This window comes from Pseudomonas sp. GL_090 (genome assembly GCF_057837765.1).
Genome location: NZ_CM174452.1, coordinates 163422 through 178672, shown reverse-complemented (window position 1 = coordinate 178672; position 15251 = coordinate 163422). Strand labels below are relative to the sequence as shown.

Here is a 15251-nt window from a genome sequence, read left to right as displayed (position 1 = left end):
AGGATTTTCCGTCAAGTTTTGAAACATATTGGCTTCCATCCGTCGCGAAGCCATAGGGGATGAACCAGACTCCATACTGAAGATGTATATACTTTGTCAGTACGACAATCGAGAAGACAGCCATGTCGAAACAAGCCGTTTTTACAATGAAACTTGAGTCTGAATTGCGTGAACAGTTCATGGCCGAGGCAGAAGCCGCTCATCGCCCCGCCTCGCAGATCGTCCGGGAAATGATGCGTCAGTTTGTTCAAACCCAACGGGAGTCTCGCGAGTACGAAGCATTCCTGCAGCGCAAGGTCGACACCGCACGCGCTTCGATGCGCGCCGGCGACGGGCTGACAAATGATGAAATCGAGGCAGAGTTCGCTGCCAGGCGCAGGCGGGCCGAGCTACAGGAATGAAAATAATATGGACGAAAGAAGCAGCACAGGACCGTGCAGACATTTGGGATTACCTGCATGCCGTTAACCCGAAGGCAGCCATCGACATGGACAACCGGTTCAGCGATGCGCTATCCCGGCTTGCCCAATACCCGGAAAGCGGCCCAGCCGGGATCATTTCAGGCACTCGCGAGCTGATTCCACATCAGAGTTACCGCATTGTTTATGAACAGGGACTGGACGCCATCTGGATACTCGCCCTGGTCCATACATCCCGACAGTGGCCGCCCGGACGATGACGACTCACACCCCCCGCCCCTTCCTCAGTAGCACATCCAGTTGATCCACCACCTCCGCCCAATCCGCGTCATCGAGTATCTCCTCACGCAGAAGCTCCGCCTGGCTCGGGTTCCAGAAAAATGCATCCGCAAGATGCAGCTCCGGTTTGAGCGGTGAATGGGTGGCGATGAATTTATCGATGCTTTCGGCATCGTCCGGCAGGCCGAGTTGCTTGAACAGGGATGGTAGGTTGTGGGTTGGGCTTTCCATGACGAACTCCTGATGACCAATTTAGGGACCGCTGCGCGGTCATCGCGAGCAGGCTCGCTCCCACAGGAAAATGCGTTCTCCCTGTGGGAGCGAGCCTGCTCGCGATGACGTCAGCACTGACGAAAAAACTCAATGACTCAACTCCCGAACCTCGGCATGGGGCACCATTTTCAGAAACTCGGGCATGTCCATGCGCACCAGGTTGACGTGGTTGCCGGCCTCCAGATAGATGTCTTTCTGCCGGGTCAGCAGCGGATCGATGACCACCTCCAACCCATAGGACTCACCCAGCGCCGGTACGGCGCCGCGTTCGCAATCATCGAACAGGTGCGCCAGGTTGCTTTCGCGGGAAACCTGCCACTCACCGCTGCTGCGGACTTTGCTCAGGTCCAGGTGACGGCTGGCGGGCAGCACGGCCATCAGGTAATGCCCATGGTGATCGTCGAGGATCACCGATTTGGCCACCCGTTCGGCAGGAATACCTGCGACCCGCGCCGTTTCAAGGCTGCTGGCCGAGTGTGGGTGGCTGACGATGTCATATTCGCATTTAGCCTTTTCCAGGCTTCGCTGCACGGTTCTTGCCATACGCATGATGCACCTCCGTGTCCGCAACAACCGCTGACGGACGCTGGTTAACACTTCTTTCGGTACTGAAAGTCTAGGCCCGCTGACGCGTTCCGGCGGGAAATCCGCCCATCGGATGTCATCGACATTTGAGCAAAATTCATACAACTCGCCGGTCAACTAAACTGTCTACAGAGCTACCCAAGACTCTCCCGGAGGGTCAAGTGAACACGCGTTGCTGTGCAGTTGCGTTGCTGTTGGCGTTGAGCGGATCGGTCTGCGCCGCCGACACGGTTGTGGTGCTGGTGCCCAACCCCATCGGGATCTGGTTGATCACCTTCGGCATCGCGTTCCTGATCGCCGAGGCGGCCCTGCCCAATTACGGCGTGATCGGCCTGGGCGGCATCGTGATGTTCGTGATCGGCGCGGTGATCCTGTCCAATACCGAAGTGCCCGTGCCGTTGATGATCGGCCTGGGACTGATCAGCGCGCTGTTGCTGACCTACTTGGTGTTTCACGCCCTGAAGACCCGACCGCGCCACACCGTCAGCGGTGATGCCGGGTTGCTCGGCAGCGTCACGGCGGTGACCTCATTGCAGGCCGGCAACGCCTGTGGCGGCTGGGTTCATCTGCAAGGAGAACGATGGCAAGTGCTCAGCGCAACGCCGCTGCAACCGGGACAACAGGTACGGGTGGTGGGGCGCAAGGGCTTGCTGCTGCAAGTGGCCGCGGCTGACGCGGCGCCGGGCGGAGAATAGTCATGGGTTTGCAATTGGGTCTTGTCGCGCTGCTATTGTTGATCATCGCACTGGCGGGGTCGACGTTCCGCATCCTGCGCGAGTACGAGCGCGGGGTAGTGTTCCAGCTCGGGCGTTTCTGGCAGGTAAAGGGCCCTGGCCTGATCCTGCTGATTCCGGTGGTCCAGCAAATGGTCAGGGTCGATTTGCGCACCGTGGTGCTGGACGTGCCGCCGCAAGACGTGATCACCCGCGACAACGTGTCGGTCAAGGTCAACGCGGTGCTGTATTTCCGCGTACTCGATCCACAGAAGGCAATCATCCAGGTCGAGGACTTCCTGGCTGCCACCAGCCAATTGGCGCAAACCACGCTGCGGGCGGTGCTGGGTAAACACGAACTGGACGAACTGCTGGCCGAACGCGAACGGTTGAACCTGGACATCCAGCAAGTGCTCGACGCCCAGACCGACGCCTGGGGCATCAAGGTCGCCAACGTCGAGATCAAACACGTGGACCTCAACGAATCGATGATCCGTGCCATCGCCAAACAGGCCGAAGCTGAACGGGAACGGCGAGCCAAGGTGATCCACGCCGAGGGTGAATTGCAGGCCTCGGAAAAACTCATGCAGGCCGCCGAAATGCTTGGCCGCCAACCGGGGGCCATGCAACTGCGCTACATGCAGACCCTGAGTTCGATTGCTGGCGACAAGAGCTCGACCATCGTCTTTCCGCTACCGATCGAGTTGCTCAAGGGCATGGCGGATTTGTCGTCGAAATCCTGACAGCCTCCGCCGTTTGCGTCCTCAGATCAACGCGCCGGGGCATGAGCCACCGGGACCGCAATATCACCCGCCGCCCAAGCCGCTTCGCGGTTGGCCAAGGCCGTGGCGATCGACTGGACTTGCGTCGATTGCACCTGATCCGGCAGCGGATCGAGGCCGGCGCTGGCGAAAATTTGTCCATAGGCGTTGCGCAAGTCGGCGTACGACAGGTCTCGACGCAGGTCGGCCTGCAAGGTGTTGAGTTCGCCCTGGATCAGATCCAGTTCACCAATGCCGTCCGCCTGGTGACGATTGCGCAACTGACCGACGATTTGCCCGTCGATGTCCGACAATTGCTGATTGGTCTTGAACTGGCGCAAGGCCTCGCGGTAATTGGCATTGGCCACATACAACTGCGCCAGCACCGCAATCGACATCGCCTGACGGCGCGCGGTAGCGACTTCTTCACCAGCCTTGGCCACGTCGATCGCCGCGGGAGCCGAGATCACATTGAACAGGTTCCAGGTCACTTTGACGCCGTAATCGGCCCAGCCTTGCTCCACCAGGAACGAGTTGCTGTCGTAATGTCCGCCAGCGGAAAACTCCAGGCCGGGCAGCAGGCGCAACATGGCTTTGCGGGTCTCGGCCGCGCTGATGCGGGCCTGGTAATCCTGCTCGCGCAGTTCCGGGCGGCTGGTCAGGGCTTCCTGTTCGAGAGTGGCCAGATCGACCTTGAGTTCGGGAATTTCATAACCGTTATCAGTCGCCAGGGTCAGCTCGGTCCCCAGCGGCAGGTTGATCAGGGTCGCCAGTTCGGTCTTCGCCAAAGACAAGGCACGGCGCTGTTCTTCCAGTTGGCGTGTCGCTTCGATCAACGAACGCTGATAACCAAGGGCCTGCACCGGATCGCCAATGCGTTGCTGGCTCATGCTCTGGCTGTCGTTGCGCGCGGTTTCAACCCGCGCCATCAGGCTGTCGATCTGCGTGAGCAGGCGTTCGGCGGCCATCGCCCGCCAATACGCCGAACGCACGTCCTGGACGATGGTGTTGATCACCTTGCGCCGGCGTTCCTGAACGATCAGGCGCTGGTCGCCCTGCTGCTTGGCGCTGATGTAACTGACACCAAAATCGAGCACGTTCCAGACCATGGTCAGGTCCGCTACATCACGATCGCGGTCCTGGGAGGTCGAAGGCTCCAGGGACTGTGTGCCGGTGCGCACACTCTGGCTGCTGGAGGCGTTGACGTTGTTGCGGCCCACGTATCCGGCGTCCAGCGCCATGCGCGGCAGCATGTCGAAACTGGCGAGGTCGAGCTGACGCTTGGCCAGGGCTTCCTCCATGATTTTCAAGCGGCCTTCGAGGTTGTACTTCACCGCACGGGCCATGGCCTGGTGCAAGGTCAAAGGGCCGCCAAGAGGTTCCTGCCCCTTGTACATGTTTTGCAGGTCACTTTTGGCCCGCTGTTCACTGACACTGCGTTCGATCGGCTCACTGGTGACTGCGCATCCGCTGATCGCCAGTGCCAGCAGACTGGCTCCAAACAACTTATGACTTCTATTCATCCTTGCATCGCCCCTGGGTGCCGCATCAAAAGTGAAAGTTCTCTTCAGGCCTGCATTTCGCTGATACCGGCCAGTTTCAAAGCGGCGGCCAGGTTGGCGACCTGCTGCTGCTCGTTGTCTTTGAGCTGTTGCAATTGCTGACCCAGGGTCGGTGCGCCAAACACCCCGCGCAGGCCCTGGGAAACATCGCCGGACTTGATCGACTGACTGCCGAAGGCGTTCAACGAATCGCGTTCGCTACTGCTGTCCTGATTGAACAGGCTCGACAGCGTGCTGGTGCTGAACACACCGCCGTCACCGCCACCGAAACCGAGGAAACCATTCCCCGAACCGTCGCCACCGCCGTCAGTGCTGCTGAAAACCTGTGCGATGAAACTCGGGGTCAATGCCCCGTGGTTCATGAAAATATCGCCCAACGGCCGGATACCGTTGCCGATCACCCGTTGCTCGAACAACGGCTGGAAGGTCAAAGGAGAAGTGAGGTTGCCCGTCGGAGGCGTGAAAATGGTCGGTTGCAGCGGCACGTTGGGCACATCGGGCAGCGTCACCGGGGTGCTGCTTTGGAACTCGGGGTCTACCGTCACGACGACAACCGATGAGGTCGGCACCGTGTTGATGACAAAGTTGTCGGATTGGCTCACGCCGCTGCCACTGTTGCCGGCCATATCGCTGATACCGGCGCGGTCGATGCTGATCGCGTTGCTGGCGATATTGACGTTGGCCGTCGGCGTCAGCATCGCGGTCCAGGTCTTGCCGCCGTCGCTGCTGCTCAGGTCGGACAAGGTGCCGTTGGCAATGCTGATGTCGGACAAATCAAAACCGCGGACCGCTTCGCTGAAGGTGATGGTCACCTGCGAGGTCTGGCCCACGCCCAGGTTCGGATTGGCGATCACCACGGTGGCGGTCGGCAGTTCGCTGTCGAGGGTGTAATTGTTCGACACCGCCACCGTGTTGCCCGTGTTGCCCATCAGATCTGTGACGTTGCGGGTGTCCAGGGCGATGAAGTTGCTTGGGTCGGTGACATTGGCTGTCGGCGTGAACGTCGCCGTCCAGGTCTTGCCGCCATCGCTGCTGCCGAGGTTGCTCAGGTCGCCGTTGGTCACGCTCAGGTCGGACAGATCGAAGTTGCTGACGGCCTCGCTGAAGGTGAAGGTCACCGTAGTGGTCTGGCCGATGCCGAGGTTCGGGTTGGCAACCACGATGTTCACCGTCGGCCGGGTCGCATCGAGCGCGTAGTTGTTGGAGATGGCGATACTTGCGCCGACGTTGCCGGCAACGTCCTGCACGCGACCGGTGTCGAGCACGATCAGGTTGGTTGCGTCGTTGATATTGGCGGTGGGCGTCAGGGTCGCGGTCCAGGTCACGCCGCCGTCGCTGCTGCTCAGGTTCGACAACACGCCGTTGGCAACGCTGATGTCCGACACGTCGAAACCGCTCACCGCTTCACTGAAGGTGATGGTCACGGTGGTGGTTTCGCCGATGCCCAGTTGCGAATCGGCAACCACAATGGTGGCCGTCGGCAGCACGGTATCGATGGTGAAGTTAGCCGAGCTGCTGATGCCGGTTCCGGCATTGCCCGCCAGGTCGAACACCCCGGTGTTGTTCAAGCTGATCAGGTTGGTCGTGTCCTTCACATTGCTGGTGGGCGTGAAGGTCGCTGTCCAGGTCACACCGCCGTCGCTGCTGCTCACGGCACTCAATGTGCCGTTGGGAATGGTCAAGTCACTGTTGTCGAAACCGCTCACGGCCTCGGAGAACGTGATGGTCACCAGCGACGATTCACCGGCCACCAGCGAACTGTCGGCGACCACGATGGTGGCGGTCGGGCTTTGGGTATCAATGGCGTAGGTATTGGAGTTGACCGTGCCGCTGCCGGCGTTGCCGGCTACATCCTGCACGCCCGCCGAGTTCAGCGCGATGGTGTTGCTGGTGTCGGTGATGTCGGCCGTCGGGGTGAAGGTGGCAGTCCAGGTGATCCCACCGTCGCTGGAACTGACATTGCTCAGGGTGCCGTTTGCGATGGTCAAGTCACCGTTGTCGAAACCGCTCACCGCTTCGCTGAAGGTAATGGTCACCAATGAGGTTTCGCCGGTACTCAGCGCTGTGTCGGCGACCACGATGGTGGCGGTCGGCAGCACCGTGTCGATGGCAAAACTGTTCGAGTCGGTGGTGCCCGACCCCGCGTTACCCGACCCACTGGCCACGCCGCTATTATCGAGCGTGATCAGGTTACTGGCGTCGGTAACGCTTGAGGTTGGCGTAAAGGTCGCCGTCCAGGTAATGCCGCCGTCGCTGCTGCTGACGTTGCTCAATGTACCGTTGGCGACGGTCAGGTCGTCGTTGCTGAATCCGCCGACTGCCTCACTGAAAGTGATGGTCACCAGAGAAGTTTCGCCAGCCTTGAGCGCGGTGTCGGCGATCACGATGCTGGCGGTCGGCACGCTGGTTTGCACCAGGTAATTCGCCGAGTTGGTCACCCCGTTCCCGACGTTGCCTGCCGCGTCAGTGACATTGGCGTTGTCCAGGATGATGAAATTAGTGGTGTCGGTGATGCCGGCGGTCGGCGTGAACGTCGCGGTCCAGGTAACGCCACCGTCGCTGCTGCTCAACCCGCTCAAGCTGCCATTGGCGACGCTCAGATCGGAACTGTCCAGACCGCTGACCGCTTCGCTGAAGGTGATGGTCACCAGGGTCGTTTCGCCGGGACGCAGGTCGGTGTCGGCCATGACAATGGTCGCGGTCGGGCGTTGGCTGTCGATCGCAAAGTTGTTCGAGTCCGTGACACCACTGCCGGCGTTGCCCGCCGCATCCTGCACACCGCTGTTATCGAACTGGATGAGGTTGCTGGTGTCGGCGATACCGGTCAGCGGTGTCAGGGTAGCCGTCCAGGTGATGCCACCGTCGCTGCTGCTCACCGCACTCAAGGTGCCATTGTCGATGGTCAGGTCGGCGTTGGTGAAACCGCTCACCGCCTCGGAGAAGGTGATGGTCACCAGCGAGGTTTCGCCGACGTTCAGGGCAGTGTCGGCGACCACGATGGTGGCGGTCGGGCGCTGGGTGTCGATGGCGAAGTTGTTCGAATCGGTGGTACCGCTGCCCGCGTTGCCGGAGGCGTTCTGCACACCGCTGTTGTCCAGGATGATCAGGTTGGTGGCGTCAGTGATGCTGGCGGTCGGTGTGAAGGTCGCCGTCCAGGTGACGCCGCCATCGCTGCTGCTCACCGCGCTCAGGGTGCCGTTGGCGATACTCAGGTCGGCGTTGCTGAAACCGTTCACCGCCTCGCTGAAGGTGATGGTCACCAGCGAAGTTTCGCCGACGTTCAGGGCAGTGTCGGCGACCACGATGGTGGCGGTCGGCAGCACGGTGTCGATGGTGAAATTGGTGGAGTTGGTCGTACCGGTACCCGTGTTGCCCGCCAGGTCGGTGACGCCGGTGTTGTCCAGGGTGATCAGGTTGGACGAATCATTGATCGCGGAGGTCGGCGTGAACGTTGCCGTCCAGGTGATGCCGCCGTCGCTGCTGCTCACCGCGCTCAACGTGCCGTTGGGAACACTCAGATCCGCGTTGGTGAAACCGCTCACGGCTTCACTGAAGGTGATGGTTACCTGGGTCGTTTCGCCGGCACTCAGGGTTGAATCGACCATGACAATGGTCGCGGTCGGACGTTGGCTGTCGACAGTGTAGTTGTTCGAATCCGTGGTTCCGCTACCGGCGTTGCCCGCCCCGTCGATCACACCGCTGTTGTCCAGGGTGATCAGGTTGGTGGTGTCGGTGATGCCAACCGTTGGCGTGAATGTCGCGGTATAAGTGATGTTATCGCTGGTGCTGAGATTGCTCAGCGTACCGTTGCTCACCGTCAGATCGGCCGTGGTAAAGCCGGTCACCGCCTCGGAAAAGGTGATAGTCACCACCGAGGTTTCGCCCACCGCCAGCGCCGTGTCCGCGACCACGATGGTAGCCGTCGGGCGCATGGTGTCGACGGCATAGTTGTTGGAATCGGTAGTGCCGCTGCCGGCGTTGCCCGAGGCGTTCTGCACACCGCTGTTGTCCAGGGTGATCAGATTGGTGGCGTCAGAGATGCTGGCGGTCGGCGTGAAGGTGGCCGTCCAGGTGATGCCGCCATCGCTGCTGTTCACCGTGCTCAGCGTGCCGTTGGCGATACTCAGGTCGGCGTTGCTGAATCCGCTCACTGCCTCGGAAAAAGTGATGGTCACCTGCGTGGTTTCGCCGACGCTCAGAGCGTTGTCGGCGACCACGATGGTAGCGGTCGGCAACACAGTGTCGATAGTGAAGTTGGCGGAATTGGTCGTGCCGGTGCCGGTGTTGCCTGCCAGGTCGGTGACGCCGGTGTTGTCCAGGGTGATCAGGTTGGACGAATCATTGATCGCGGAGGTCGGCGTGAACGTTGCCGTCCAGGTGATGCCGCCGTCGCTGCTGCTCACCGCGCTCAACGTGCCGTTGGGAACACTCAGATCCGCGTTGGTGAAACCGCTCACGGCTTCACTGAAGGTGATGGTTACCTGGGTCGTTTCACCGGCACTCAGGGTTGAGTCGGCCATGACAATGGTCGCGGTCGGGCGTTGGCTGTCGACAGTGTAGTTGTTCGAATCCGTGGTTCCGCTACCGGCGTTGCCCGCCCCGTCGATCACACCGCTGTTGTCCAGGGTGATCAGGTTGGTGGTGTCGGTGATGCCAACCGTTGGCGTGAATGTCGCGGTATAAGTGATGTTATCGCTGGTGCTGAGATTGCTCAGCGTACCGTTGCTCACCGTCAGATCGGCCGTGGTAAAGCCGGTCACCGCCTCGGAAAAGGTGATAGTCACCACCGAGGTTTCGCCCACCGCCAGCGCCGTGTCCGCGACCACGATGGTAGCCGTCGGGCGCATGGTGTCGACGGCATAGTTGTTGGAATCGGTAGTGCCGCTGCCGGCGTTGCCCGAGCCGTTTTGCACACCGCTGTTATCCAGGGTGATGACGTTGCTGGTGTCGGTGATGGCATTGGTCGGGGTGAAGGTTGCCGTCCAGGTGATGCCGCCGTCGCTGCTGCTGACGGCGCTCAAAGTGCCATTGGCGATGGTCAGGTCAGCATTGGAGAAACCGCTCACGGCTTCGCTGAAAGTGATGGTCACCAACGACGTTTCACCGATTTGCAGGGCGTTGTCGGCAACCACGATGGTAGCCGTCGGCAGCACGGTATCAATCGTGTAGTTGCCGGAGTTGGTGGTGCCGCTGCCGGTGTTGCCGGCCACGTCGGTGACACCGGTATTGTTCAGGGTGATGACGTTGCTCGTGTCATTTACGCCGGCGGTCGGGGTGAAGGTCGCGGTCCAGGTAATCCCGCCGTCACTGCTGCTCACCGAGGTCAACGTGCCGTTGGCGATGCTCAGGTCGGCGTTGGTGAAACCGCTTACTGCTTCGGAGAAAGTAATGGTCACCAGCGAGGTTTCATCCGCGCTCAGCGTCGTATCGGCCAGCACGATCGTGGCGGTCGGGCGGACCGTGTCGATGGCATAGTTGTTGGAATCGGTGGTGCCGCTGCCGGCGTTGCCCGACAGGTCGCTGACCCCGGTGTTGTCCAGGGTGATCAGGTTGCTCGTGTCGTTGATGCTCGCCGAAGGTGTGAAGGTGGCCGTCCAGGTAATGCCACCGTCACTGCTGCTGACCGCGGTCAATGTGCCGTTGGTAATGGTCAGATCCGCGTTGGTGAAACCGCTCACCGCTTCACTGAAAGTGATGGTCACCAGCGAGGTTTCGCCGATTCTCAGCGCGGTGTCCGCGACCACAATGGTGGCCGTTGGGCGCACGGTGTCGATGGCATAGTTGTTGGAGTCGGTGGTGCCGCTGCCCACGTTACCGGTGGCGGCAGCCTGCACGCCGGTGTTGTCCAGGGTGATCAGGTTGGTTGTATCGGTGATGCTGGCAGTCGGGGTGAAGGTGGCGGTCCAGGTGATGCCGCCGTCACTGCTGCTCACCGAGGTCAACGCGCCGTTGGCAATCGTCAGGTCGGCGTTGGTGAAACCGGTCACGGCCTGGTTGAAGGTGATGGTCACCAGTGACGTTTCACCGACTCTCAGGGCGTTGTCGGCCACCACAATTGTTGCGGTCGGCGGGACGGTGTCGATGGCGTAGTTGCCTGAGGAACTGATCCCGCTGCCGGTATTGCCCGCCAGATCCGCCACGCCAGTGTTGGCCAGGCTAATGACGTTGGTCGCGCTGATGATGCCTGCTGTCGGGGTGAAGGTGGCGGTCCAGGTGATGCCGCCGTCACTGCTGCTCACCGCACTCAACGTGCCATTGGCGACGCTCAGGTCGGCGTTGGTAAAGCCGGTCACGGCCTCGGAGAAGGTGATGGTTACCAGTGACGTTTCGCCCGCCGCCAGCGCCGTATCGGCCAGCACGATCGTGGCGGTCGGGCGGACCGTGTCGATGGCGAAGTTGTTGGAATCGGTGGTGCCGCTGCCGGCGTTGCCCGACAGGTCGCTGACCCCGGTGTTATCCAGGGTGATCAGGTTGGTCGTGTCGTTGATGCTCGCCGACGGCGTGAAGGTTGCCGTCCAGGTGATGCCGCCGTCGCTGCTGCTCACCGCGCTCAGGGTGCCGTTGGCAATCGTCAGGTCGGCGTTGGTGAAACCGCTCACCGCTTCACTGAAGGTGATCGTCACCAACGAGGTTTCGCCGATTCTCAACGCCGTGTCCGTCACCACGATGGTGGCCGTCGGGCGCACGGTGTCGATGGCGTAGTTGTTGGAATCGGTGGTGCCGCTGCCCACGTTACCGGTGGCGGCAGCCTGCACGCCGGTGTTGTCCAGGGTGATCAGGTTGGTCGTATCGGTGATGCTGGCAGTCGGGGTGAAGGTGGCGGTCCAGGTAATGCCGCCGTCACTGCTGCTCACCGAGGTCAACGTACCGTTGGTGATGGTCAGGTCGGCGTTGGTGAAACCGGTCACGGCCTGGTTGAAGGTGATGGTCACCAGTGACGTTTCACCGATTTTCAGGGCGTTGTCGGTCACCACAATCGTCGCGGTCGGCGGAGCGGTGTCGATGGCGTAGTTGCCTGAGGAACTGATCCCGCTGCCGGTGTTGCCCGCCAGATCCGCCACGCCAGTGTTAGCCAGGCTGATGACGTTGGTCGCGCTGATGATGCCTGCTGTCGGGGTAAACGTTGCGGTCCAGGTGATCCCGCCGTCGCTGCTACTCACCGAGGTCAACGTGCCATTGGCGATGCTCAGGTCGGCGTTGGTAAAACCGGTTACCGCCTCGGAGAAAGTGATGGTCACCAGCGAGGTTTCGCCCGCGGTCAGCGCCGTATCGGCCAGCACGATCGTGGCGGTCGGGCGCAGCGTGTCGATGGCATAGTTGTTGGAGTCGGTGGTGCCGCTGCCGGCGTTGCCCGACAGGTCGCTGACCCCGGTATTGGCCAGGGTGATCAGGTTGGTCGTGTCGTTGATGCTCGCCGAAGGTGTGAAGGTTGCCGTCCAGGTGATGCCGCCGTCACTGCTGCTCACCGAGGTCAACGTGCCGTTGGTAATGGTCAGGTCGGCGTTGGTGAAACCGCTCACCGCTTCACTGAAAGTGATCGTCACCAGAGAAGTTTCGCCGATTCTCAGCGCCGTATCCGTCACCACAATGGTGGCCGTCGGGCGCACGGTATCGATGGCGTAGTTGTTGGAGTCGGTGGTGCCGCTGCCGGCGTTGCCGGCCAGATCAGCCACACCGGTGTTGTCCAGGGTGATCAGGTTGGTGGCGTCAGTGATGCTGGCGGTCGGGGTGAAGGTCGCCGTCCAGGTGATGCCGCCGTCGCTGCTGCTCACGGCGGTCAACGTGCCGTTGGTGATGGTCAGGTCGGCATTAGTGAAACCGCTGACCGCTTCGTTGAAAGTGATCGTCACCAGAGAGGTTTCGCCGATTCTCAACGCCGTGTCCGCGACCACAATGGTCGCGGTCGGGCGGAGTGTATCGATGGCGTAATTGTTGGAATCGGTAGTGCCGCTGCCGGCGTTGCCCGCCAGGTCGCTGACCCCTGTGTTGTTCAGGGTGATCAGGTTGGTCGTGTCGTTGATGCTCGCGTTCGGGGTGAACGTGGAGGTCCAGGTGATGCCGCCGTCGCTGCTGCTCACCGAGGTCAACGTGCCGTTGGCAATGGTCAGATCGGCGTTGGTGAAACCGCTGACCGCCTCGGAAAAGGTAATGGTCACCAGAGACGTTTCGCCAATTCTCAGCGCGGTGTCCGTCACCACGATGGTTGCCGTTGGCCGCACGGTATCGATGGCGTAGTTGTTCGAGTCGGTGGTACCACTGCCGGCGTTACCTGCCAGGTCGCTGACCCCAGTGTTGTCCAGGGTGATCAGGTTGGTCGCGTCAGTGATGCTGGCGGTCGGGGTGAAGGTCCCCGTCCAGGTAATGCCGCCGTCGCCGCTGCTCACCGAGGTCAAGGTACCATTGGCAATCGTCAGGTCCGCATTGGTGAGACCGGTGACCGCTTCGTTGAAAGTGATGGTCACCAGCGAGGTTTCGCCCACCCTGAGGGCCGTGTCGGTGAACACAATGCTGGCGGTTGGCCGCGCCGTATCGACGACATAGTTATTGGAGTTGGTGGTACCGACGCCGGCGGTGCCCAGAAGATTTATCACTCCGGTGTTGTCCAGAGTGATGACATTGGAGGTATCGGTAATACTGGCGGTCGGGGTAAACGTTGCCGTCCAGGTGAGCCCGCCATTACTGCTGCTCACTGTACTGAGCGTACCGTTGGCAATCGTCAGGTCGGCGTTGGTGAGACCGGTCACGATCTCGGAGAACGTGATCGTCACCAAGGACGTTTCGCCGATGCTCAGCGTAGTGTCAGCGACCACAATGGTCGCGGTCGGTGGCGGCGAATACGCGGTGTTGAGTACACCACCGTCGTTATAGATTGTCGCAACGGAGGTTGGCGAGGTGCCGGTTGTCCCCCCGCCCTGCGCGGTACCGCCTGCACCACTGGCCGCGGCATTACCGGCCAGGGCCGCGAAGTTGGCTGCCGTGATCAACAATGTGCCTTTGTTCCAGATCGCACCGACGCCCCGGCCGCCCACACCGCCATTGCTGGCATTGCTGCCCTGGCCACCGCCACCGCCACCGCCGCCACCGGCGCCAATGTTGTTGCTAATGGTCGACGTGCCAATGATGGTGATCGTGCCGCTACTGGCGTTGTAGATCCCGCCCACCGCGTTGCCGCCAGCGCCACCCACCTTGTCCCAACCGGCCCCGCCACCACCGCCGCCAATGGAAATCGTGCCATTGGTGGCCGTCGAACCATTACCGCCGTTGCTGTAATAGGAAACGCCCACCCCACCAGCACCGCCAGTGGTGGTACCGCCGCGACCGCCCATGTGGGTCGCGTCATAACCGCCGCCGTAACCACCGGCGCCGCCGCCGCCCGCACCACCGCCCAACGTGCCGGTACCCGGCCCTGACGAACCGCCATGCCCGCCGCCCTGGCCGCCCAAACCGCCGCCACCACCACCGCCACCGCCGTAAAAAGCGCCGGTGACACCGCCACCACCGCCGCCACCGGAAGCGCCGTTGGAAGTCACGGTTACGTTTTTCAGGGTAAGAATACCGGCGTTGAAAATGCCACCGGCCATCGCGCCCGAGGCACCGTAGCCACCGTTGCCGCCCGTGCCCGACACCAGGCCCCTGGTGATCACCAGGCCATCGAGTGTCACGGTACTGCCAGATGCCACTTCAATCACTCGGGTCCTGTACTGACCATCGAGAATCACGTCAGCCGCGCCATCGTTGTTCAAGTCGCCATCAACGGTGATGTTCTTGTTGATCAGCAGTTCGGACGTCAGCTGCACCGTCATGCTGCTGTTAAAGGTGACGATGTCGCCGTTCTGCGCCGAGGCGATGGCGGCACGCAGTGAGCCGACGCCCGTGTTGGCGTTGTTGGTGGCGGTCCATGTAGCCAGGCCCCATTGGTAATCACTCATGGCTTGCGTCGACAGCACGTTGGCGCTTTCGATGTTGCCGGTGACGATTTCCAGATCCCAGTCGCCGCCCACACCGGTGCGGTTGTTCGAAGCCGCTACATCGCGTCCGGTCATTTGCGCCAGCGAATCGACAAAGCTCAAGCCACGCTCGCCATCGGCGGTGTAGCAGCCGTAGATCAGGATGTCCCCGCCAGCGTTGATGTCCTTGCCGATTTGCGCCAGCACCGCGCTGCGGGCGGCGACGTTGTCGGCCGACAGATAGCTGTCGCCCAGCCACAGGTCGCCGGTGTTGCCGTGGGCAATGATCTGCACCGAGCTGATGCCCTGATGCTGGTCGAGGTAGTCGGCGATCTGTTGCAAGCCATCCTTGCCGGCGACCAGTTTCACGATCTGGGTGCCGGACGCCACCCCTTGCATCAGGCTGTCGGCATCCTTGACCCGAGAATCGACGAACACCACGCTTTGGCCAGGCACCGCGACGGGGCTGGCGGCAGGTGCGGCATCGGCCTGGCCGTGGGTGTCCTTGCTGGCCGTCGGGTGATCGGCGGTCGGTGCCTTGGCGGCATCGGTTGTGGAATGACTATCGGCCTGGGCCGCGGTATCGGCCACCGTGGCGGCGACGGCGCCGTCGAACAGCATGCGCGGTTCAAGGGACATGATCATGGGCGCCGCTGGCGTCCGTTGGCCTTCGGTTGCCCGTGACTTTGCCTTTGCTCCGTCAAAAATGGTC

8 protein-coding genes are annotated in these 15251 nt (G+C 61.5%); 4 read left to right on the top strand and 4 right to left on the bottom strand.

Annotation, left to right across the window (positions count from 1 at the left end; translation table 11 throughout):
• The first annotated feature begins 122 nt into the window (after positions 1-122).
• Positions 123-401 carry an antitoxin of toxin-antitoxin stability system gene (locus AC3ITA_RS00755; RefSeq protein WP_095945025.1) on the top strand — a complete coding sequence of 93 codons (279 nt, stop codon included), beginning with the start codon at positions 123-125 and terminating at the stop codon, positions 399-401.
• On the top strand, positions 398-679 hold the full coding sequence (locus AC3ITA_RS00750) for a type II toxin-antitoxin system RelE/ParE family toxin (RefSeq protein WP_095945026.1): 282 nt from the start codon (positions 398-400) through the stop codon (positions 677-679). Before AC3ITA_RS00755 ends, AC3ITA_RS00750 begins: the two co-directional genes overlap by 4 nt.
• Positions 680-683: 4 nt before the next feature.
• Here AC3ITA_RS00750 and AC3ITA_RS00745 read toward each other — a convergent pair whose 3' ends face one another.
• Positions 684-929 carry a DUF2789 domain-containing protein gene (locus tag AC3ITA_RS00745; protein WP_150673736.1) on the bottom strand — a complete coding sequence of 82 codons (246 nt, stop codon included), beginning with the start codon at positions 927-929 and terminating at the stop codon, positions 684-686.
• A 129-nt stretch (positions 930-1058) separates the two neighbouring features.
• A complete protein-coding gene (locus AC3ITA_RS00740; protein WP_095945028.1) occupies positions 1059-1520 on the bottom strand; it encodes an aminoacyl-tRNA deacylase in 462 nt (153 codons plus the stop codon).
• 197 nt (positions 1521-1717) lie between these two features.
• Here AC3ITA_RS00740 and AC3ITA_RS00735 point away from each other — a divergent pair, with 197 nt between their 5' ends.
• Together AC3ITA_RS00735 and AC3ITA_RS00730 are read left to right on the top strand one after the other, a co-directional pair.
• Entirely contained in the window at positions 1718-2251 is a 534-nt protein-coding gene (locus tag AC3ITA_RS00735) for an NfeD family protein (protein ID WP_489279140.1), read from the top strand.
• 2 nt (positions 2252-2253) lie between these two features.
• Positions 2254-3012 carry a slipin family protein gene (locus AC3ITA_RS00730; RefSeq protein WP_095945030.1) on the top strand — a complete coding sequence of 253 codons (759 nt, stop codon included), beginning with the start codon at positions 2254-2256 and terminating at the stop codon, positions 3010-3012.
• 26 nt (positions 3013-3038) lie between these two features.
• Here AC3ITA_RS00730 and AC3ITA_RS00725 read toward each other — a convergent pair whose 3' ends face one another.
• Together AC3ITA_RS00725 and AC3ITA_RS00720 are read right to left on the bottom strand one after the other, a co-directional pair.
• A complete protein-coding gene (locus AC3ITA_RS00725; protein ID WP_150673737.1) occupies positions 3039-4553 on the bottom strand; it encodes a TolC family protein in 1515 nt (504 codons plus the stop codon).
• A gap of 44 nt (positions 4554-4597) precedes the next feature.
• Positions 4598-15184 (bottom strand): Ig-like domain-containing protein, encoded by a 10587-nt coding sequence (locus AC3ITA_RS00720; RefSeq protein WP_489279137.1) that lies wholly within the window; start codon positions 15182-15184, stop codon positions 4598-4600.
• Between the last annotated feature and the right edge of the window lie 67 nt (positions 15185-15251).

What these genes read in the sequence shown, in the direction of transcription:
- AC3ITA_RS00755 (WP_095945025.1), top strand. Translation starts at nt 123, where the DNA reads ATGTCGAAACAAGCCGTTTTTACAATGAAACTTGAGTCTGAATTGCGT.
- AC3ITA_RS00720 (WP_489279137.1), bottom strand. Translation starts at nt 15,184, where the DNA reads ATGATCATGTCCCTTGAACCGCGCATGCTGTTCGACGGCGCCGTCGCC.
- AC3ITA_RS00745 (WP_150673736.1), bottom strand. Translation starts at nt 929, where the DNA reads ATGGAAAGCCCAACCCACAACCTACCATCCCTGTTCAAGCAACTCGGC.
- AC3ITA_RS00730 (WP_095945030.1), top strand. Translation starts at nt 2,254, where the DNA reads ATGGGTTTGCAATTGGGTCTTGTCGCGCTGCTATTGTTGATCATCGCA.
- AC3ITA_RS00750 (WP_095945026.1), top strand. Translation starts at nt 398, where the DNA reads ATGAAAATAATATGGACGAAAGAAGCAGCACAGGACCGTGCAGACATT.
- AC3ITA_RS00725 (WP_150673737.1), bottom strand. Translation starts at nt 4,553, where the DNA reads ATGAATAGAAGTCATAAGTTGTTTGGAGCCAGTCTGCTGGCACTGGCG.
- AC3ITA_RS00740 (WP_095945028.1), bottom strand. Translation starts at nt 1,520, where the DNA reads ATGCGTATGGCAAGAACCGTGCAGCGAAGCCTGGAAAAGGCTAAATGC.